Below are 21,649 nucleotides of genomic sequence, written 5' to 3' on the forward strand. Positions count from 1 at the left end.
ACATTTTATTTTGAAGGAGGCATTATTATGATAAATTATTTTATTTATCTTCTATTTCTCTCCACTCTAAAAGTCCTTGCTCCATCCCCTTCAATAAAACTTCTGCAGTAGCTATATTAGTTGCCAATGGAATAGAATGTACATCACAAACTCTAAGCAGAGCCAAAATATCTGGTTCATGGGGTTGAGCCGTAAGTGGGTCTCTTAAAAAAATCACCATATCAATCTTATTTTCAGCAATCATTGCACCAATCTGTTGGTCTCCACCAAGAGGGCCAGGTAAAAGGCAATTTACATTTAGGCCTGTCGCCTCCTTGATAAGTTGTCCTGTATGGCCTGTTGCGTATATATTGCATTTTTCAAAGATATGCTTGTAAGCAATTGCGAAATTCACCATAAGTTCTTTTTTTTGGTCATGGGCTATCAAAGCTATATTCATGGAAATTCCCCCTAAAAGTTTATCTTTTGCCTTCTCATGCTTATATTTTCTAAAAGTCCTATTGCCATCATATTCGCTACCATTGCACTTCCACCATAGCTCATAAAGGGAAGAGGAATACCTGTGATTGGCATTATCCCAATAGTCATCCCTATATTTTCAAAGATATGAAATGTAAACATAGCAATAATTCCTACAGCCACCAGCATACCATATTTATCCTTAGCATTATAAGCAATCTTCCAAGCTCTATACAACATAATAGCATAGAGAACTATTAGTATAGATGCCCCTATAAACCCTAATTCTTCCCCTACAACAGAAAAAATAAAGTCTGTCCATGCTTCGGGAAGATAATAGAGCTGAGTTTGGCTTCCGTCAAAAAGCCCCTTCCCCCAAAACATTCCTGAACCGATAGCAATTTTAGACTGAATCACATGGTAACCTGTTCCCATCGGGTCCAGTTCCGGATTTAAAAAGGATAAAAGTCTATTTCTCTGGTAAGGTTTTAATAGTTTGTATCCAATAGGCAACAGGGCAATTCCTAAAGCAAAAAGCTGTGCCAATACCTTTGTCCTTATCCCCGAAATATATACTATGGCTAAAAAAATTGCGATAAATACAAGCCCTGTCCCTAAATCCGGCTGCAACATCACTGCAACAAAAGTAATCCCTAAATAAGCCATTGGCCACAAAAGCTCTTTAAAAGTCTTTATTTCTTCCATCTTACTAAACATATTCGCCAAAGTTAGCACTAATGCCAACTTAGAAAATTCGGAAGGTTGAATATTCACAGGCCCTAAACTTATCCAGCTTTGTGCACCCTTACTTTCCTTTCCTATGGCTAAAACCAACACAAGACCAAAAAGGTTGAGAATATATATAAAAGTAGAAAACTTAGCAAGGGTATTATAATCAAAAAGACATATTAGAGCGATAGAAATAAGCCCTACTAAAATTGCCGCAATTTGGATAATAACTTTTCTGTAAGAGCCTGTTTGAAGTGTGTGAGAGGCACTTGTCACAACAATAACACTATATACACATATTAAAAGTACAACTATTAACAATCCCCAGTCAAAATTTTTTAAAAGTTTTTTATCAAACATTTTAATCCCCTCTTTTCAGCAATTCAACTTGTATTATACCATACAAATGAAATTTTCACTATACAAAAAAACTGGCTCAAGGCCAGTTATCTTATCACCTGTTTCATTTTCTTTATAGGAATATTCGCATGAAGAGCAGGTATATAGGTATTATCACTTCTTTTTTCTTTTGTAATTTCTACATTTAATCCTGCTTCATCAATATCCACGTAATTAGAAATGACATTTAATATGTCTTCTTTTATCATCTCCAAAAATTTAGGAGAAACATCCGCCCTATCATGCACCAATAAAAGTTGCAACCTCTCTTTTGCTATATTTTTACTGTTGTTTTTCCCTCCAAAAGATTTAAATAAATCCACAAATCACACCTCCTAAAAGCGCTAAGCCAGCTTAAAAAGCTTTTTGAGTCTATCCATAAATCCATTTCCTACATCAAGGTTAATTAAAGGCACATTATTCCCTAAAAGTCTTTCCACCAAATTTCTATAGGCTTGTCCAGCCAATGACCTTTCATCCATAACAATTGGTTCACCTTTATTGGAAGAAATAATTATATTTTCATCATCAGGAATTACACCTAAAAGGTCAATAGCTAAAATATCTATAATATCTTCAATATCCATCATATCTCCTCTTTTTACCATATCCATCTTAATCCTGTTTATAACTAACATAGGATCATGAAGTTCCGCCGCCTCCAAAAGTCCTATAATTCTATCAGCATCCCTAACCGCTGAAACTTCTGGTGTAGTTATGACAATTGCTCTATCAGCACCTGCAATTGCATTTTTAAATCCTTGTTCAATACCTGCAGGACAATCTACTAATATATAGTCAAATTCCTCTTTTAAATCTCCTATTAATTTTTGCATTTGCTCTGGAGTAACAGCAGATTTATCTCTTGTTTGGGCAGCAGGTAAAAGATATAGCCCATCAAACCTTTTATCCTTTATCAAAGCTTGCTTTAATCTGCACTGCCCCTCTACTACATCAACGATATCATACACAATTCTATTTTCTAATCCCATCACTACATCAAGATTTCTTAAACCTATATCAGTATCAACTAAAGCAACTTTATAACCTTTCATAGCAATGTATGTACCAATATTCGCAGTAGAAGTAGTTTTCCCAACTCCACCTTTTCCAGAAGTTATAACTATTGCTTCGCTCATCATACCACTCCATTCCATTAATATTATTTTTTAGAATATTTTACCACAAATCATTGAGATGGTAAAGAGGCTTTACAATAATTTTACCTTTTTTAACAACTGCAATTTCGGGATAATCACTAGCATCATCTTTATCTGGAGCCCTGGAAATAACATTAGCTATTCTAAGCTGCATTGCTCTTAGGGAAGAAGCTACGATTACAGCCTCTTTATTGCCAGTAAATCCCGCATGAGCTATTCCCCTCAACGTCCCCATAACAACTATATTACCGGCAGCTTGTACTAATCCTCCAGGATTCACATCTCCAATTATTACAAGATTACCATGGTATTTCACAACCTGTCCTGATCTGACAGTACCTTTATGAAATTTTGTTATCCCCTCTTCTAACCCATTAAATATTTCGTCATCTGTCACATTTTTTATATGCTTTTCTTGAAAATTTTTTATCCGCACCTCAATACCGTATTTTTCAAAAATAACGTCTTTTAATTCTTGTAATTTCTCTTCTTTGACGCTTAAACTTTTTACTCTCACAGTAAGAGTTGCACCCTCAAAAAATTTAAGAGATTTCTCAATTCTATTCACTATTTTCTCTTTTAGTGTTTCAATATCTACATCCTCTTCTAATACAATTACCAGCCCTTCTTTTGTCCCTTGAATTTTTATTGCTTCTTTTATCATAATCTACCTCCGTAAAACCCTCGTTATTATCTATATTCTCCATAAATCGTAATTTTCCTTCTTGTTAAAGAAAAAAAGAGGATAAAACATCCTCACCCCAAAATCATCTTATAGGCAAATTTATCACATTGAAGGTTTCACCTGTATTATTTTTACTCAGTCCAAAATAAGCATCAAAAATATCTCTCGCTACATAACCTGCGTAAGAACCATGTCCTCCTTGGTATATAACCACAACTACAACTATTTGAGGATCATCATAAGGGGCAAAACCAACAAACCAAGCATAATTAGCCCTTCTAACTGCTTCTGCAGTACCTGTCTTGCCTCCTACAGGAATAGGGAAATTGTGAAAAGCACCGCTTGCAGTACCTCCTCTTTCGGTTACTCCTTTCATACCTAACTTTATAGCATCGAGGTATTCCTTGGAAATATGAATTCTATCTAAAACTTCTGGTTTTGTTTCTTCAACAATTTTTCCTTCGGGGGATATAATTTTATCAACTAAATGAAGTCTATATCTAATCCCCCCATTTATTAATGTAGACACATAACTGGCAATTTGTAAAGGAGTAAACTGATTATCACCTTGACCTATTGCCGCACTACAAGTATTTGTCAAGCTCCAATGTTTTGCATAATACATCATTTCCCATATCTTCTTTTGAAGCTTTGTATCTTTTATACCCATCTTTTCTAATTGTAAAAAGGTATTATAGTCACTCAAATTCCCTTTATCAATGATTTCTACAATTTTTTGATACTGTTCTTCCGTTATAACTCCATCTGGATTTGTATCTGTTTTCACCATTGATTTTATCAACCCAAGATAATATTCTCTTTTATATTGTGGACTTGCAATAACACCTTTTGCTTCATACAGTTCTATTCCTGTTTTTTGGTCTAAACCAAATTTCTTGGCATATTCGACTATTTTATCTATTCCCATTCTTCTTCCCATTTCAAAAAAATAGGTATTAGTAGAATATTTAATTGCATCAGAAACATTTACCCAACCTTGTGTCCGTGGCCACGCCCAGTTACGTTGTCCTGTATAAGGATATATTCCTGGGTCTAAATATTTTTCATCAACCGTTGTGACACCCGTGTCTAAAGCTGCGAATGCAACAGCCATCTTGAAGGTAGATCCTGGAGGTACTGCTCCTTGAGTTGCATAATTGAAAATAGGACTTGGATCAACAGTAGCATCTCTTGATTTAAAAAGTTCATTTACTACATCTTTAGGAGGATTGCCAGTGGCAAAAATGTTTGGATCATAACCCGGGATATTGGCTAATGCTAAAACTTTACCTGTGTGTACATCTACAACCACTGCTGCTCCAATATTAGCAGGAAATGACTCGCCATATTTCCCCTCTCTTATATTTTGCATAGTTGTGATAAGAGATTGTTCTGCCGCCTCTTGAATATTTTTGTCAATGGTTAAAAATATAGTGTCACCTGGTACAGGAGGTTCTGTCCCTAAATTCTTTATTAATCTTCCATAATTATCTACTACTACTTGTTGTCCACCATCTTTCCCCCTTAAATACTTTTCATACAATGCTTCAAGGCCAGAACGCCCAACCAAATCTGTAAGTTTGTATTTACTCATATCCAAGTTTTTTAAATCTTCTTGAGTAATTCGACCAATATATCCTAAAGTTTGGGATAATAGTGTTTCATAAGGATAATATCTAACAGGCTTTACATTTATCATAATTCCTGGCAATTCTAAATGATTTTCCTCAATCTCAGCAATCGTTTTTTGGTCCACGTCCACAGCTATTTCTACTGGCTGATATTGATTATATCCTTGTTCTTCCATTAATTGACGTACAACCATTATTTTTCTTGCTTCTATTGGATCCATATCCTTAGGTATTTTAAATTTTTTTATTAAAATATCCCATGCCTCTTTAGCAGTAGCATTTTCATGTATGTTATTAGCTTTTTTCCAGGCTTTTTCTCGAGCTTTTAAAGTTTCTTCTTTTACTGATACTTCATCTGAATTTTTAAAATTGAAATAAGGATTTCCATTTTCATCTAAATAGATAGGCAAATCGTCTTTATATTTTACATTATTTTTCGTCAAAATATTCATTAATTTTAATATAGTCTCGTTAAGATGACTATCAACCACTTCTCCTTTTATAATATCTACAGAAAAGCTTGGTCTATTTGTGGCTAATTTTACTCCATACCTATCAACAATTTCTCCACGAGGAGCCTCAATAGGTATACGTCTAATTGCTTGGCGCATTGATATTTCTCTATAATAGTCGCCCTTTATCAGCTGTAAATAGATTAAGCGGGAAACTAAAACGACAAGAAGAACAAGGATAATGGCTCCAAAAGTATAAAACTTTTTTTTAAGGCTCTCATTCAATGATATCACCTTCAAAATTTGCTTTTTCTAAAAAGATTTACTTTATTTTCATTAACATATCTGTTAAAGGAAACTAAATATCTATAGGCAAAAGCAGTAATTACAGAATTATAAACCGCCTGTATCATCGCGATATTCATAAAATCTAATAAGAAATTAAACTCATACTTCATCAAAACCATTGAAAACATCGTTACAAGGTTATAAAGAAGGGTTCCTAAAAAGACAAACACAAAAGCCACAAAAGAACTTTCTTTAAAAACACTTTTGCTTAAAAGTCCTGTAATGTAGCTGACAATAAGCAAGGAAAAAGTAGTAACCCCTAAAGCATTATTAAAAAGAATATCTTGAATAAGCCCACCAAAAAGACTTAAATAAATTGCTTCCCAAGAACCGTTTAAAAGTGAAAAACTTAGCACTACAATAAAAACTGCATCTGGTTTGACACCGAAAATATCTATAAATCTGAATAAAGTTGCTTGTAAAACAATTAACAAAACAATCAATAAATATTTATACACTTTTCTCATAATAATCTACTTCCCTGTATTTGTTGTATTAGTAACTACAAACACATACTCCAATCTTTCAAAATCAGCAGCTGGTTCTATGACGGCTTGTTTTAGCAAAGAACCTGGATCTCGAGTAACTTTTGATACTTTTCCTATTATCAAACCTTTTGGGAATCTACTCATACCAGAAGTAGTTACTACGTCACCTTCTATCAATTCGGCATCTAAGGGAAGATATATCATGATAAGTCCACCGTTTGAATCTCCTCTTACCACACCATTATCACGAGTTCGCACAGCTACAGCACTTACAGAACTATCTCTATCTATAATGGCTAATACCTTTGCCCAATTGTCTCCTACTTCTGTAATCTGTCCTACCATATTTCCTTTTTCATCTAAAACTGCCATGCCAGGTTTTATACCCTCATTTTTGCCTTTATCAATAGTAAAAATATTAAACCAATTACCTGAATTCTTTCCTGTTATAGTAGCAAGTTTTAAATCTAGTTCAACATTTTCTGTTTTAAAATTTAAAGCCTCTTTAAGCCTTTTATTTTCGTTCATTAATTCCTGTAACTGAATATTTTCTTTTCTCAATTTTTCTACTTCTTTTTGAAGTTTTTCATTTGTTGCCCTTAAAGTACCTATCTCACTAATTGAAGAAAAGAAATTAGAAATTTCCTCTCCCATTTGATAGAAAACTTTTTGAATGGGAGTAAAAACAGTTCCAACTATAGATTCTACTTTAGTAACATACCTTTCTGTACCATAAGTATAAGCCATGGCGGCAATAAGCGCCACGGCTATCAAAAAAAACAAAATAAATTGCTTATTATTTCTAAAAAAGCGTGGCACGCCAATAACACCTCTCAAACTCTAGTTGCCGGACTTAAAACTCTCCTAAAGAGGGAACTTTCCTCTAAAATTTTCCCTGCTCCAAGTGCCACACAATCTGTTGGCTGATCAGCTATTTGTACAGGCATTCCTGTTTCCTCTCTTATGAGCTTGTCTATGCCGCTCAAAAGAGCACCACCGCCTGTTAACATAATTCCTCTGTCCATGATATCTGCTGCAAGCTCTGGTGGAGTCTTTTCAAGAGTCATCTTTATAGCTTCAATTATGCTGGATATTGGATCTTTTAAAGCTTCCAAAATTTCAGTTGAAGTAATCTTTAAAGTTTTAGGAAGACCAGACACTAAATCTCTTCCTCTTATGTCCATAGTTTCCTCTTTTGGCTTTGGAAAAGCTGAACCAATTTGTATCTTTATCTCTTCTGCAGTCCTTTCTCCTATCATGAGGTTATATTCTCTCTTTATATAATTGATTATAGCTTCATCCATTTCATCTCCGCCAACTCTCAAAGACTTGCTGGTAACAATTCCTCCAAGAGAAATTACAGCCACATCTGTGGTACCACCCCCTATGTCTACAACCATGCTTCCAGTTGGTTCTTCAACAGGAAGACCTGCACCAATTGCTGCAGCCATAGGCTCTTCTACTGTATGAGCTTCTTTCGCCCCTGCTTGTAAAGCTGCTTCAATAACTGCTCTTTTCTCTACTTCCGTAACCCCTGAAGGTATACCAACTATAACTCTAGGCCTAAATAATCCCTTTCTTGGATTAACTTTACTTATAAAGTGATCCAACATAGCCTTAGTTATATCAAAATCGGCTATTACACCATCTCTCATAGGCCTTATAGCGATTATATTTCCAGGAGTTCTACCTACCATTTTTTTTGCTTCTTCTCCAACTGCAAGAATTGCCTTGGAATCTGTCCTCATCGCCACAACGGATGGCTCTCTTAAAACAATTCCTTTACCTTGTACATATACCAAAGTTGTAGCAGTACCTAAATCAATCCCAATATCTCTGGAAAATCCTCTCATTTGCGTATACTCCTTCCTATTTTATTCAAACTCATAATACCCTTTTTCTTTAAGACTTATACCTCTCCCATCTCCAATTATAACATGATCTAAAACTTTTATACCCAGTATATTTCCTCCTTCTACCAACCTTTTTGTCACTTCTATGTCTTCTCTGCTAGGAGTAGGGTCTCCACTGGGGTGATTGTGAACCAAAATTATAGAGGAAGATGACCTTTCAATTGCAGCCTTAAATACTTCTCTTGGATGCACAATGGAAGTATTTAGACTTCCTATAGAAATAGTCTCTATCGCAATAACTTTATTCTTTACATTGAGCATTATCACTTTAAAATGCTCTTTCGTCAAATACCTCATTTCATCCATCATCAAATTTATGACATCTTCTGGCGATGTTATTGTAAAACTATCACTTCCCGTAGATAACATCATTCGACGTCCTAATTCTACTGCAGCTTTTAGCTTTACTGCCTTAGCTATACCAATTCCTTTTATGCTGGCAAGCTTTTCTACACTTGAATCTACAATGAATTTAAGCCCTCTATCTTCCATTATAAGCCTTTGTGCTAAACTAATGGCACTTTCTCTTTTACTTCCTGTCCCTATTATTATAGCTATCAACTCGACATTTGACAATACTTGAGCCCCATGTTTTATAAGTCTTTCTCTGGGTCTTTCTTCGTAAGGCAAGTCTTTTATCATGATTTTTGCATCCTTGCCCAATACTTTCACCCTTTCAAAGTAACCTCACATCAAACTCTCTTTTTAAAATATCAAAAAGCTTTGAAATCGGAAGACCTACCACATTAAAATAATCTCCTTCAATCTTTTCAACAATAAGAGCACCAACTCCTTGTATGGCATATGCTCCAGCTTTATCATAACCTTCGCCAGTATCAATATAATTAAAAATTTCCTCATCTTCTAATTTTTTAATCCAAACTTTTGTCTCTTCAAAATCGCTTACATATTTAAAATCTTTAGTCCTAACGATAGTAATTCCTGTATATACTGTATGAACTCTTCCTTGTAAGTTTTTAAGCATGATAAAGGCTTCATCTCTATCCTTTGGTTTCCCTAAAACTTTATCTTCAATTACCACAATAGTATCAGCACCTATCACTATAGCTTCTTCCTTTAATTTTTTAGCAACTGACATGGCTTTATTAAAAGATAAATCCATAACATATCTTGAAGGATGCTTTTCACTTGAAAACTCCTCCACATTACTTTCGATCACTTCAAAGTCAAGTCCTAAATTTGAAAGTAACTCTCTTCTTCTTGGCGATTTAGAAGCGAGGACAATTTTCATTTTATCACCTACATTTTGTAATAAGCGTATATTGCAAGAATTAATCCTACTACAGTCCCTATGTTTATCTTAACAGATAACAGAAAGGAAAATTTAATAAAATTCAGATCCAAAGTAAGAGGATTGTTCATACCTATTATTTGCTGATAAGCTAATTCTTTGAAAAAATGCGCAAACAAATCTCCTAAAAATCCTCCTAAAATTAGGCCAACAACGAGTAAAAATACCAACGTCCACGGACTTCTACCTCTTCTCAATTTCTTTCACTCCTTAAGTTGTAGTGACCTTATAAACTACCATTCTTTTTTATTATATCACAAATTATATACATTTCTATAACTAACTTTAAAATAAAAAAATGGTAAAGCTCCCAATAAGGTATTGGAAGCTTTACTATTAATTAAATTTATTTTACCAGAGGATACAACTCCTTCTTGGAATAATGAGTGTGGAGCAAGTGATGAGACTTTTCGCTTAAAGGACTGCCCAAAAATTCTTCATAGAGTTTTTGTATTGCAGGATTTTTGTGAGATTTTCTGATAGGCAAATTTTTATCTGCTTCGTAAATAGCCTTCGCTCTTAATTCTTTTACTTTTTCCATTTCATTTGGATTGTGAATCGGCTGACCGCCTCCCATTATACATCCTCCTGGGCAGCCCATTACCTCTATGAAGTGATACTCTACCTCGCCAGCTTTTACTTTGTCAAGAAGTTTCTTCGCATTTCCTGTTCCATTTGCTATGGCAACTTTTATGTCCTTACCATCTATTCTTATAGTAGCCTCTCTAACACCTTCTAACCCTCTCACTTCTTCATAATCAAATTTGTCTAAATCTTTCCCTTCTACAATATCCGCAACTGTCCTTAAAGCTGCCTCCATAACTCCACCTGTAGCTCCAAATATTACTGCCGCACCCGTGGACATTCCAAGAGGTTCGTCATATTCTTCATCAGGAAGATTTACAAAGTCAATGCCCATTTCTTTTATCATTCTCGCCAATTCTCTTGTGGTAAGGACAGCATCTACATCTTTTATTCCATTATGCTGCATTTCTGGCCTTTCAATCTCTAGTTTTTTAGCAGTACATGGCATAATAGATACTATATATATATCCTCAGGATTAAGCCCTTTCTTTTCTGCATAATAACTCTTTACTAATGCCCCCATCATCATGTGAGGAGACTTACAAGTTGAAAGATTATCTATAAATTCTGGATAATATTTTTCACAGAAAGCTATCCAACCAGGGCTACAGGAAGTTATCATAGGAAGTTTTCCGCCATTTTTAAGCCTTTCAAGAAGTTCCGAACCTTCCTCCATTATAGTCAAGTCTGCTGCAAAATTCGTATCAAATATCGCATCAAAACCCATTCTTCTCAAAGCTGCTACCATTTTTCCTGTAACAATACTTCCTATTGGCATGCCAAACTCTTCACCTAATGCTACTCTTACAGCTGGAGCTGTTTGAGCTACTACATATTTTTTCTCATCAGCTAAAGCCTCATAAACTCTCTTTGTGTGGTCTTTTTCATATATAGCTCCAACAGGACATACCTCAATACACTGTCCACAGCTTATACAAGGAGAATCTTTTAAACTTCTGCCAAAAGAAGGTGCTACCATTGTATTAAATCCTCTATTTACCATTCCAATAGCAAATACGTTTTGCACTTCTGAACATACTGATACACATCTTCTACAAAGCACACACTTATTTGGGTCCCTTACAATAGAAGGAGAAGCATTATCTATAGAATACTTTATATTTTCACCTTCAAACCTTATTTCATCTACTCCTAATTTTTTAGACAATGATTGAAGCTCACAGTTAGTATTTCTAATACAAGTCAAACAGCTTCTATCATGATTTGAAAGTATAAGCTCAAGATTTAATTTCCGCGCTTCTCTAACTTTAGGTGTATTTGTATACACTTTCATACCATCAAATACCGGATAAGTGCAGGAGGTTTGTAAATTTCTAACTCCTTCTATTTCAACTACACATATACGACAAGCGCCAATTTGATTAATTTCCTTGAGGTAACACAGTGTAGGAATATCTATGCCTGCTTCTTTTGCTGCTTCCAATACCGTGTAATGGGAGGGAACTTCTACAGTGATGCTGTCTATCATAACACGAACTTTGTCCATCTTTTACACTCCTTCCTCAATTATTTTTTGTATATTGCGCCAAATGGACATTTTTCAATACATGTGCCGCACTTGATACATTTGTCTTGGTCAATTACATAAGGCTCTTTTGTCTTTCCAGAAATTGCATTGACAGGGCAATTTTTAGCGCAAATTCCACAGCCTTTACACTTATCTGGGGCAATATAAAATCTTAAGAGGGCTTGGCATACACCAGCTGGGCATCTTTTTTCTTTTATATGCGCCTCATATTCATCTCTAAAATATCTAATTGTAGATAAAACCGGATTTGGCGCTGTCTGTCCAAGTCCACATAAAGCTGTAGCCTTAATGGTTTTAGCAAGTTCTTCTAATCTTTCAATGTCTCCTTCCTCACCTTTACCAGAAGTTATCTTATCTAAAACTTCCAACATCCTTCTTGTGCCAATCCTACAAGGTGCACATTTACCACAGGACTCATCAACTGTAAACTCAAGGAAAAATTTTGCAACATTGACCATACAGGTGTCTTCGTCCATTACAACAAGTCCACCTGACCCCATCATAGAACCTACATTTATTAAAGAATCGTAATCGATTGGTGTATCTAAATGCTCTGCAGGAATACATCCACCTGAAGGTCCTCCAGTTTGAGCAGCTTTAAATTTCTTTCCGTTAGGTATTCCTCCACCTATTTCGTAGATAATTTCTCTTAAAGTAGTTCCCATTGGAACTTCAATAAGACCTGTGTTGTTTACTTTACCAGTTAAGGCAAAAACTTTTGTCCCTTTTGATTTTTCTGTACCTATGCTTGAAAACCACTCAGCACCATTTAAAATAATTGGTGGAATATTAGCAAATGTCTCTACATTATTTATAATTGTTGGTTTATCCCATACACCTTTTACAGCAGGAAATGGAGGTCTTGGTCTTGGTTCTCCTCTTCTTCCCATTACTGAATTTAAAAGTGCAGTCTCTTCTCCACAGACAAAAGCACCTGCTCCTAATCTTATCTCAATGTCAAAATCAAAACCTGTCCCAAATATGTCTTTCCCTAAAAGACCATATTCTCTTGCCTGTTCAATAGCAATTTTAAGCCTTTTTACTGCCAAAGGATATTCTGCCCTTACATAAATATATCCATGGTTTGCTCCAATTGCGTATCCTGCTATTGCCATTGCCTCTAAAACACTGTGAGGGTCTCCTTCCAATATGCTTCTATCCATAAAAGCACCAGGGTCACCTTCATCGGCGTTGCAGACTACATATTTAGGAGTTTCTTTCTGGTTGTAAGCAAATTCCCATTTTACACCTGTTGGGAATCCTCCACCACCTCTACCCCTTAGCCCGGATTTCTTTACCTCGTCAATAACCTCTTTAGGAGTCATTTGAGTAAGAACCTTTGCTAACGCCTTATATCCGTCAAAAGCAATTGCTTCTCTTATATCTTCAGGATTGATAATACCGCAGTTTCTAAGGGCAATCCTCTTTTGTTTCCTAAAGAAAGGAGTTTCTTCCAATGGCTTTATTTCTCTTTCTGTCACGCTTTCCCCATAGAGATATTTCTTAACAGGTCTTCCTTTTAGCAAGTGCTCTTCTACAATTTCAGGAACATAGTCAGGTTTAACTCTGCTATAAAAAACTCCTTCAGGATACACTACAACAACTGGTCCTAATTCGCAAAGGCCAAAACACCCTGTCCTAACAACTAATACTTCCTTATCTAAACCAGCTTTTTTTATTTCCTCCGTAAAACGCTCTGCTACTTTATCAGAATCTGAAGATGTACATCCGGTACCACCGCATACCATTACGTGTGACCTATAAAGCATGCTATTTCCCCTCCTCTATTCGTAATTTTCAATAGTCCATTCTCTGATTGGATGGCCATTTATAACATGTTCAACAACTATTTGCCTTGCCTTTTTCTCATCAACCTTTACGTAGGTGACTTTTTCTTGTCCTGGAACATAAACATCTACAATAGGTTCTAATTTACACATACCTATACAACCAGTCTCTGTGACAATTACATCAGTCACATTCCTCTTACTGAGTTCATCTAATATCGCCATCATGACAGGCCTTGCTCCTGCTGCAATACCACAAGTAGCCATTCCAACAGCAATTCTTATACCTGACCTGTCTTTTCTCAAATTTATTTTCTCTAAAGTTTCTTTCCTGATTCTTTCCAATTCCTCTATAGATTTCATTGTTACACCTCCATATCACCTTTCATATTCTCTTCCACATATTCCCTTATCCAATTTAATACCTTAATATCATTTAAACTGACTTCTTTTAGCACTTTTCTGAGTTCTTTAGTATCAAGCAAAAACTCATAGCCATCTTTGCTATATTTGTATACAATATCCAAGTCCGGCGCAGATAATATCAGCGACACAATTGTTGAAGCCATATCTCCTATTGGAACAAGGTCTATACTTGAAAGCTTAAAAATACCTATTATTTTTGTTCCTTTTCCTTCTACAGAAAAAATCTCAAAGTTTCCTTCACACAGCTGGGCAAGCTCCTTAAAGAGCGGAATTCCAAGCCCTACTTTTCTCTCCTTTCTTGTGGTTATAAAAGGGTCTGTGACTTTTTTTAATAATTCCTCACTCATTCCACATCCATCATCTTCTATAGAGACTTTAAGCATATCTTTTGAAGTATCTATATTTATTTCAATATAAATATTTTTTGCTCCCGCTCTTATGCTATTTTGTGACAAATCTAATATATAAAGAGCTAATTCTTTCATAACAATCAAACTCTTACTCAAATTTACTCAATATTTCATCAACATCATCAGGAGTTAATCTTCCAAAAACTTCACCATTTATCATCATAACAGGAGCCAATCCGCAAGCTCCAAGGCATCTAGTAGGTTCTAAAGAAAATTTCCCATCTGGAGTTGTTTCACCTACTTGAATTCCCAATTTCTCTTTTATTTTTTCCAGCACCATTGCAGCTCCTCTTACATAACAAGCTGTTCCCATACACAAATTGATCTTGTATTTACCCGAAGGCTTTAAAGTAAACCTTGAATAAAAAGTAGCTATTCCAAATATTTCTGTCAAAGGCACATTCATTTCTTTTGAAATATAAAGTTGAACTTCAATAGGAAGATATCCAAAAATTTCTTGAGCCTCATTCATAATTGCAATCAAAGAGCCAGGGATATTTTTTAATTCCTCCAAAGCCTTTTTAAACCTCTCTACTTTCTCTTCACCGAATTTTCGGCATAAGGTCTCCATTTATTTCCCTCCTTGTGAATTAAAAATTTCATGTTCCAAGCTCTAAGTAAACTTTGTATTCAATGTTCGTCAATATTATATCATATATTTATTAAATTTTTAACAAGCTTTTATAAAAAAATTTTTATTTTCTGATAATCCCAACTAATTTAGTAGAATTACAAAAACTCAATAACCGCAAAGCCAGTCTACAACACTTTTTAATTCTGACTTACACAGTAAGAATTCCTCTCTTTCAGAAATATCTCCTAAATAATGGGCATCTGACGACCTTATAATTTTATATTTTCTATATTCAGGATATGAGTGTAAAAAATTTTCTGTCACAATACCTTTTGATATCTCAATTGTTGTTAAATTTTTAATATTAGGGATAAATCCAAGATTTGATACAATACTATAGGCAGGCCGATCCACATGGGCAGGGACCGCTACCCCCTTGCCCTCCATGTATTCAAAAATTTCATTAATGCTCAAATTTGATGAAATTAACAATGAGTAATCTATCTCTTCTATAACATTATCTTCTTCATCCATCACAAATTGATTCCCAAAGATTGTTTTTTGATTTTTAATTTTTATCAAATTCTTGTTAATAATTTCACTAAATTTTACACATTCATCTACTGAATAAAAATAACAAAGTATGTGAACCTCTTCTCTTGTCTGTACCTCTATACCAGGCACTACTATTAAGCCTTTTTTTAATCCAAGATTATACACAGCTTTCACATTTCTAGCACTGTTATGGTCTGTTATACCTATCACATCAAGTCCTTTTATGAGAGCCATATTGATAATATTGTTAGGAGTCATTTCATCTGAAGCACAAGGAGATAAAGCTGTATGAATATGCAAATCATAGTAAAGCATCATTTCATCATCTCGTACAAAGTTATTGCTGCTTCATAGGAAGTCCCTGTAAAACTTAATATAGGGATGCCTTCCTCATCAGCCTTTTTCTTAGCTTCTTCATCTAATTTCGCATCTTCAGGAATTATTATGCAACTTATTTCGGCCAGCAAAGCTACTGCTACGATATTTACATGAGTTTGAATTGTTATCCAGGCGCTCTTAGCTTTTGCATGGGCCATAACCCAACTTAAAAGGTCGCATATATACACCCCTTCAATTTCTTTGTCAATTCCGTTGTCACCCGCAACTAATCTAAATCCTTTCTCAACAAGCTCCACTACTTTTATCCTCATAACATTTCACTCCTTTCCCTCACTTAAAACTGGAGGAATTTTACCTGCCAGATCATTTAATTCTTGAGCCAAATTTTTTATTTTGTCTTTTAATATAAAAATGCAATCATACTCAGTAGCATAGCCTTTCATTATATCTTCTGCCAATGCCCTACAAGTAGGTGAACCACAAGAACCACAGTCAAGTCCTGGTAAGGCTTTGTATTGGGTGTCTATTTGTTTCATCATTTCAAGTGCTTTTGAAATGTCTTTGTCCAACTTCATAACTTCACTTTTTTCTATTTTCTTTTTCCATTTCACCTCTCCAAAATCAATCTCTTTCTCATCAAACAAAGGCTCTTCTCTTTTAGGAAGTTTTTCTGTCAGTTTTCTTATTCTATTTTTGGCCACAAAATTATTTTCAACAGCTAAAGGTCCACCAATACACCCACCGATACATGCAAGACCTTCAAAAAAGTCTAAATCGTTCAATTTTCCTAATTCAATCTCTTCTAAGACATCTCCAACATTGTGTATCCCGTCTACATAAATACTATTTTCTGTAAAAGTGCCAAAAGCTTCTCCACCAGAGTTTGCCCATCCAACACCTATCATAGAAGCTTTGCTTAAATCTCTGACAACAGTAGTCTTAGCTTTTTCAATGATTAGGCCATATATTTCTTTCATAGAAAAAACCCCATCAATTTTGGATTTTTCTATACCAATAGGATTTTTCACACTTGTCACTTTTGCAGCACAGGGGGAAATGAAAAAAACTCCTATTTCCTCTTGCTTCAGTCCCGTCTTTTTAATTGCTTCCTTTTTTGCTAATATTGCCGCAGTATCCATAGGAGAACATATATCCAATAAATTATCAATCAAAGAGGGAAATTTGATTTGTACGAATCGCACAACAGCGGGGCAAGCAGAAGATATAACTGGCTTTTTTAAATTTCCTTTTGCCAATGCTTCCCGCGTAAATTTAGAAACAATTTCAGCAGCATATGCCACTTCAAAAACTTCATCAAAGCCTATATCCAGCAATGCACTCAATATTTGATTAATAGTTAAATCCCTAAATTGTCCATATAAAGAAGGAGCAGGAAGTGCAATCTTGTACTTAAAATTTTTCATCGTATCCAAACTATCAGTTACCGCCAATTTAGCATGATATGGGCACACACGTATACATTCACCACAATCTATGCACCTTTCATTTATAATCATTGCTTTCCCATCTCTTACCCTTATTGCCTCCGTAGGACATCTTTTTATGCAATTAGTACACCCTCTACATCTATCCTTATCTAATGTAACAGAGTGAAAATATGACATTTTATCACCTACTTAAATAAAATTTCCATTACCACAGTTGTCCCATTTTTACTGCTTTTTATATCCATAAAATCAGAATTTTCCTTCATATTAGGAAGTCCCATGCCGGCTCCAAATCCCATTTCCCTTATCTCTTCAGGAGCAGTAGAATATCCTTCTTTCATGGCAAGTTCAATGTCTTCTATTCCAGGACCTGTGTCTTCTGCAGTTATGCGTATTTTATCGCCAAAAATTTCTATTTTCATGTGACCTCCATAAGAATGAATTATTATATTCATCTCTGCTTCATAACAAGCTATGCAACTTCTCCTTACAACATCTGGATTTAAGGAAAGCTGTTTTAATACTGATCTCAAATTGCTGGAAACCTCTCCTGCAGAATCAAAATCTCTCGCTTTAACATCAAAATCTAAACTATAAAGTACCATTTCATTCACCACTTCTACAAGTAAGCCCATTAGAATACAAAAGGCCACAGGCAATATAAAGAGGATATTTTGTCTTCATTATCACAAGTCCTGCTTTTTTAGCAAGTTCCAATATTTCCTCTCCCGGAGTCTTACCTCTTACAAACACTATACATTTAATATCTCCCACTACTTCTGCAGTCCTTATAACTTGGGCATTAGTAAGCCCTGTCAAAAGCACAGCCTTTTCGTCACGAGATGCCAAAACATCACTCATCAAGTCTGCACCACAAGCAGTAAATACTTCTTCTTCTAATTTTTCTTCTCCCACCATAACTTCTGCATTTAAAATTTCTTTTACCTCTTTTAATTTCATACCTTAACACCCCATTATTGGTTTTGCATAACAATTGTTTTTAAAAAAGTATTATATTCTTCACAAGATTGCCATAAACTTTCTTGCAATAAACTAAAGGTATTTCCATCTTCTAAAGCAGCCGATATTTCAATTTTTTTAATATCATTTGTTATTTTATCGACAATCTCTATCGTCTTTTGTATTAGTATTGTCACTTCTTTTTTTCCAAAATCCTCCCTACTATTTTTAAAACTATCCACTTTTCTCTTTAATTCTTCTAATTCTTGTTTTTCTAATTTGTCATTAGAAGCTTTATAAGAAAGAGCCGACATATAATCAAAAATTTGTTGAAAATCTTGTAATTTGCTTGTAAAAACATCCATTTCTGATGTTAATTTCTTGTCATATGCAATTTTTATAGAAGGCCCTTTTTTTACATATACTTCACTGGAAATACCTTGAGACTTTAAGGAAGAAGAAAATAAAGCAGCTTGTTCTCTATCTAAAAATATTCCACCTATTAACAAATATTTGTCAGAATCTTTACTAACAAAAGAATAAACTCCCTTCATCTTCATTAAATCATCCTGATACTTTGCAGTCTCAAAATCTGAATAGCTACCTAAAACAACTTCAAACAAGTCAATTCCTTTAACAACCATCTCTTCAAAATTATCACTGTCATTTGTTTTTGAAATGTTAGGTTCTACAATATCTTTTGAAATAAAATAACCTGCTAAAAGAGAAACTAGAGGAATTATTAATACAACAATTAAAACTTCCAGCATTCTTTCGTTTTTCATTTCTTTATCAACCCTTACCATAAATCTTTATACCATAAATCTTTACACTTATATTATACTATACTTCCTTAAAAAATCCTTTAAAAATTTTAATAGGACTTTTTTACTAATTTGCACTTTTAAAAGAGGTTTTAGAAGAATTTTGTCGAATTATATATTATGGGAGGGATTGAATTGACAAATATTGTAAATCAAATAATTGAAAATAAATTTAGAGAAATTCAAAGCAGACTCCCTGCTAATATAAAAATATTTAACACTGATAAACCTTTTGCTGAAGTTTTAAACAATGCTATAGAAAATCAACAATACAATGCAGGAAATGTAAGTAATAATACGCCATCAAAAAATACAAATTTACAACAAATTGAAGATTTAATACAACAGGCCAGTCAAAAATATAATGTAGATGCAAATCTCATCAGAGCCGTCATCAAAGCAGAGTCTAATTTTAATCCATTCGCAGTTTCTTCTGCAGGAGCGATGGGACTTATGCAGCTTATGCCTTCAACTGCAAAGGAGTTAAATGTATCCAATCCTTTTGACCCTTCTCAAAATATAGATGGAGGAGTAAGATACCTAAAAAATTTGTTAGACACTTACCATGACATAAGATTAGCATTAGCTGCATATAATGCTGGTCCTCAATCAGTAGAAAAATATCAAGGTATTCCCCCTTACCAAGAAACTATAAATTATATAAACAAAATTTTAAATGACTTATATAATAAATAATAAAGGAGCCAAAAAGGCTCCCTTATTTGTATTTTGCACTTTTATATCTTTGTTGAGAATCCAAAATCTTTTTTCGTATTCTAATGCTTTGAGGAGTAACTTCCACTAATTCATCATTATCTATAAACTCTAATGCTTCTTCTAAGGACATCTTTTTTACAGGAGATAGCCTCAAAGCCTCATCCGCCGTTGCAGACCTTAAATTTGTCACATGTTTTTTCTTACATACATTGACATCAATATCTCCACTTCTTGAATTAACTCCCACAACCATCCCTTCATACACTTTTGTACCTGGCTCTATAAAAAGTGTCCCTCTCTCTTGAGCATTGTAAAGGCCATAAGTTGTCGCAACCCCCGTCTCAAAAGCTACAAGAGCGCCTCTCGTACGAGAAGGAATGTCTCCTTTGTAAGGTGCATAATCATAAAAGACAGAGGTCATTATGCCATTTCCTTTTGTATCTGTTAAAAATTCAGACCGATACCCTATTAAGCCTCGTGTAGGTATTTTAAACTTAAGCCTTATAGTTCCTGGCTTTAATGTGTGCATATCCATCAATTCAGCTTTTCTCGGTCCTAATTTTTCCATTACAACTCCCATATATTCTTCAGGAATATCTATTATCAAAAGTTCAATAGGTTCCATTTTTACTCCATTTACTTCTTTAAAAATCACGGTAGGCTTAGAAACCTGTAATTCATACCCTTCCCGTCTCATAGTCTCAATTAAAATAGAAAGATGCAATTCCCCTCTTCCAGATACCTTAAAAGAATCAGTAGAATCTGTTTCTTCAACTCGCAATGCTACGTTTGTCTCTAGCTCTTTAAAAAGCCTTTCTCTTAAATGTCTTGAAGTAACGTATTTACCTTCAGTTCCAGCAAAAGGACTGGTATTTACACTAAAAGTCATAGAAACTGTAGGCTCTTCTATTCGAACAAAGTCTACCGCTTCAGGATTATCCCTATCTGCAATGGTCTCTCCAATCTCAATATCGCTTATGCCTGAAACTGCCACAATATCTCCTAAACTTGCTTCTTCTACTTGCACTCTTTTTAGTCCTTCAAACTGATATAGATTATTTATGTGAACTTTTTGTATTGACCCATCTCTTTTACATATAGCCGCTTCTTCCCCTGAAATTATTTTTCCTCTAACTACTTTTCCAATGGCAATTCTCCCAATGTAATCATCATAATCTAGAGTAGTCACTATAAGTTGCAATGGTGCTTCAACATCTCCTATTGGTGCAGGAATATAGTCTAAAATCGTATCAAAAAGAGGTCTCAAATCATGAGATTCTCCTTCTAAACTTAATTTCGCTATACCTTCTTTCGCAGAGGTGTAGACAATAGGGAAATCGATTTGGTCATCATTTGCTCCTAATTCAATAAATAAATCTAAGACTTCGTCAATAACCTCCTGAGGCCTTGCATCAGGCCTATCAATTTTATTTATGACAACTATAGGTTTTAGATCCAGTTCCAAGGCTTTACTTAATACAAAACGGGTCTGTGGCATAGGTCCTTCAAAAGAATCCACCAACAAAAGTACCCCATCTACCATTTTTAATACTCGCTCTACTTCACCGCTAAAATCCGCATGTCCAGGTGTATCAACTATATTTATTTTTACATCTTTATATCTAACAGCAGTATTTTTGGCAAGAATTGTTATGCCTCTTTCTCTTTCTAAATCGTTAAAATCCAAAATCCTTTCCTCAACTTTTTCATTTGCCCTAAAAATACCGCTTTGTTTAAGCATAGCATCAACCAAAGTAGTTTTTCCATGATCAACATGAGCAATAATGGCTATATTTCTTACATCTTCTCTTACATATTTCATAAGGTATCTCCTTCCATAAAATAGGCTATATCGCGTATACAGTATTATATGATATATCAAGGAATAAAAATAGTCAA

Annotated in this window: 25 protein-coding genes; 1 reads left to right on the forward strand and 24 read right to left on the reverse strand. The window is 34.6% G+C overall.

The window, feature by feature from the left end; genetic code table 11:
* Positions 1-40: 40 nt before the first annotated feature.
* The 23 genes from mgsA to TETH514_RS10810 all read right to left on the reverse strand — a co-directional run bounded on the left by mgsA (position 41) and on the right by TETH514_RS10810 (position 19,015).
* Positions 41-439: a methylglyoxal synthase gene (gene mgsA / locus TETH514_RS10700; protein WP_009052621.1), complete on the reverse strand. Its 399-nt coding sequence runs from the start codon at positions 437-439 to the stop codon at positions 41-43.
* 11 nt (positions 440-450) lie between these two features.
* Positions 451-1,548 (reverse strand): rod shape-determining protein RodA, encoded by a 1,098-nt coding sequence (gene rodA / locus TETH514_RS10705; protein WP_009052622.1) that lies wholly within the window; start codon positions 1,546-1,548, stop codon positions 451-453.
* 86 nt (positions 1,549-1,634) lie between these two features.
* A complete protein-coding gene (gene minE / locus TETH514_RS10710; protein WP_003866921.1) occupies positions 1,635-1,910 on the reverse strand; it encodes a cell division topological specificity factor MinE in 276 nt (91 codons plus the stop codon).
* Between the two features lie 21 nt (positions 1,911-1,931).
* Positions 1,932-2,726, reverse strand: coding sequence for a septum site-determining protein MinD (minD, locus tag TETH514_RS10715; protein ID WP_003866922.1), 795 nt, complete (start codon positions 2,724-2,726; stop codon positions 1,932-1,934).
* A gap of 40 nt (positions 2,727-2,766) precedes the next feature.
* Positions 2,767-3,411 carry a septum site-determining protein MinC gene (minC, locus tag TETH514_RS10720; RefSeq protein WP_003866923.1) on the reverse strand — a complete coding sequence of 215 codons (645 nt, stop codon included), beginning with the start codon at positions 3,409-3,411 and terminating at the stop codon, positions 2,767-2,769.
* Positions 3,412-3,514: 103 nt separating this feature from the next.
* Entirely contained in the window at positions 3,515-5,815 is a 2,301-nt protein-coding gene (locus TETH514_RS10725; protein ID WP_003866924.1) for a penicillin-binding protein 2, read from the reverse strand.
* A complete protein-coding gene (gene mreD, locus TETH514_RS10730; protein ID WP_003866925.1) occupies positions 5,812-6,330 on the reverse strand; it encodes a rod shape-determining protein MreD in 519 nt (172 codons plus the stop codon). Before mreD ends, TETH514_RS10725 begins: the two co-directional genes overlap by 4 nt.
* 6 nt (positions 6,331-6,336) lie before the next feature.
* Positions 6,337-7,170 carry a rod shape-determining protein MreC gene (gene mreC, locus TETH514_RS10735; protein WP_003866926.1) on the reverse strand — a complete coding sequence of 278 codons (834 nt, stop codon included), beginning with the start codon at positions 7,168-7,170 and terminating at the stop codon, positions 6,337-6,339.
* A 14-nt stretch (positions 7,171-7,184) separates the two neighbouring features.
* Entirely contained in the window at positions 7,185-8,204 is a 1,020-nt protein-coding gene (locus tag TETH514_RS10740; protein ID WP_009052624.1) for a rod shape-determining protein, read from the reverse strand.
* A gap of 21 nt (positions 8,205-8,225) precedes the next feature.
* Positions 8,226-8,906 (reverse strand): DNA repair protein RadC, encoded by a 681-nt coding sequence (gene radC, locus TETH514_RS10745; protein WP_003866928.1) that lies wholly within the window; start codon positions 8,904-8,906, stop codon positions 8,226-8,228.
* 34 nt (positions 8,907-8,940) lie between these two features.
* On the reverse strand, positions 8,941-9,516 hold the full coding sequence (locus TETH514_RS10750) for a nucleoside triphosphate pyrophosphatase (protein ID WP_003866929.1): 576 nt from the start codon (positions 9,514-9,516) through the stop codon (positions 8,941-8,943).
* An 8-nt stretch (positions 9,517-9,524) separates the two neighbouring features.
* On the reverse strand, positions 9,525-9,773 hold the full coding sequence (locus TETH514_RS10755) for a DUF4321 domain-containing protein (RefSeq protein ID WP_009052625.1): 249 nt from the start codon (positions 9,771-9,773) through the stop codon (positions 9,525-9,527).
* Positions 9,774-9,922: 149 nt separating this feature from the next.
* Entirely contained in the window at positions 9,923-11,668 is a 1,746-nt protein-coding gene (locus TETH514_RS10760; protein WP_009052626.1) for an NADH-dependent [FeFe] hydrogenase, group A6, read from the reverse strand.
* A 20-nt stretch (positions 11,669-11,688) separates the two neighbouring features.
* Positions 11,689-13,479: an NADH-quinone oxidoreductase subunit NuoF gene (gene nuoF, locus TETH514_RS10765; protein WP_003866931.1), complete on the reverse strand. Its 1,791-nt coding sequence runs from the start codon at positions 13,477-13,479 to the stop codon at positions 11,689-11,691.
* Between the two features lie 15 nt (positions 13,480-13,494).
* On the reverse strand, positions 13,495-13,860 hold the full coding sequence (locus TETH514_RS10770) for a ferredoxin (RefSeq protein ID WP_003866932.1): 366 nt from the start codon (positions 13,858-13,860) through the stop codon (positions 13,495-13,497).
* 2 nt (positions 13,861-13,862) lie between these two features.
* Positions 13,863-14,408: an ATP-binding protein gene (locus TETH514_RS10775; protein ID WP_003866933.1), complete on the reverse strand. Its 546-nt coding sequence runs from the start codon at positions 14,406-14,408 to the stop codon at positions 13,863-13,865.
* A gap of 13 nt (positions 14,409-14,421) precedes the next feature.
* Complete coding sequence (locus tag TETH514_RS10780; RefSeq protein ID WP_003866934.1) at positions 14,422-14,904, reverse strand: NAD(P)H-dependent oxidoreductase subunit E; 483 nt, start codon at positions 14,902-14,904, stop codon at positions 14,422-14,424.
* A 168-nt stretch (positions 14,905-15,072) separates the two neighbouring features.
* Positions 15,073-15,780, reverse strand: a complete 708-nt coding sequence (locus tag TETH514_RS10785) for a PHP domain-containing protein (RefSeq protein WP_009052627.1) — start codon at positions 15,778-15,780, stop codon at positions 15,073-15,075.
* Entirely contained in the window at positions 15,777-16,112 is a 336-nt protein-coding gene (locus tag TETH514_RS10790) for a DRTGG domain-containing protein (RefSeq protein ID WP_003866936.1), read from the reverse strand. The genes TETH514_RS10785 and TETH514_RS10790 overlap by 4 nt, the downstream gene beginning before the upstream one ends.
* Before the next feature lie 6 nt (positions 16,113-16,118).
* Complete coding sequence (locus TETH514_RS10795; RefSeq protein WP_003866937.1) at positions 16,119-17,426, reverse strand: [Fe-Fe] hydrogenase large subunit C-terminal domain-containing protein; 1,308 nt, start codon at positions 17,424-17,426, stop codon at positions 16,119-16,121.
* A gap of 8 nt (positions 17,427-17,434) precedes the next feature.
* Positions 17,435-17,884 carry an ATP-binding protein gene (locus TETH514_RS10800; protein ID WP_003866938.1) on the reverse strand — a complete coding sequence of 150 codons (450 nt, stop codon included), beginning with the start codon at positions 17,882-17,884 and terminating at the stop codon, positions 17,435-17,437.
* Positions 17,856-18,209, reverse strand: coding sequence for a DRTGG domain-containing protein (locus TETH514_RS10805; protein WP_003866939.1), 354 nt, complete (start codon positions 18,207-18,209; stop codon positions 17,856-17,858). The genes TETH514_RS10800 and TETH514_RS10805 overlap by 29 nt, the downstream gene beginning before the upstream one ends.
* Before the next feature lie 14 nt (positions 18,210-18,223).
* Positions 18,224-19,015, reverse strand: coding sequence for an SPOR domain-containing protein (locus TETH514_RS10810; RefSeq protein ID WP_009052628.1), 792 nt, complete (start codon positions 19,013-19,015; stop codon positions 18,224-18,226).
* Positions 19,016-19,168: 153 nt separating this feature from the next.
* Here TETH514_RS10810 and TETH514_RS10815 point away from each other — a divergent pair, with 153 nt between their 5' ends.
* Entirely contained in the window at positions 19,169-19,729 is a 561-nt protein-coding gene (locus TETH514_RS10815) for a lytic transglycosylase domain-containing protein (protein WP_003866942.1), read from the forward strand.
* A gap of 22 nt (positions 19,730-19,751) precedes the next feature.
* Here TETH514_RS10815 and typA read toward each other — a convergent pair whose 3' ends face one another.
* Positions 19,752-21,572, reverse strand: a complete 1,821-nt coding sequence (typA, locus tag TETH514_RS10820; protein ID WP_009052629.1) for a translational GTPase TypA — start codon at positions 21,570-21,572, stop codon at positions 19,752-19,754.
* Positions 21,573-21,649: the final 77 nt, after the last annotated feature.

Source organism: Thermoanaerobacter sp. X514 (assembly GCF_000019065.1).
GTDB classification, from domain to species: domain Bacteria; phylum Bacillota; class Thermoanaerobacteria; order Thermoanaerobacterales; family Thermoanaerobacteraceae; genus Thermoanaerobacter; species Thermoanaerobacter pseudethanolicus.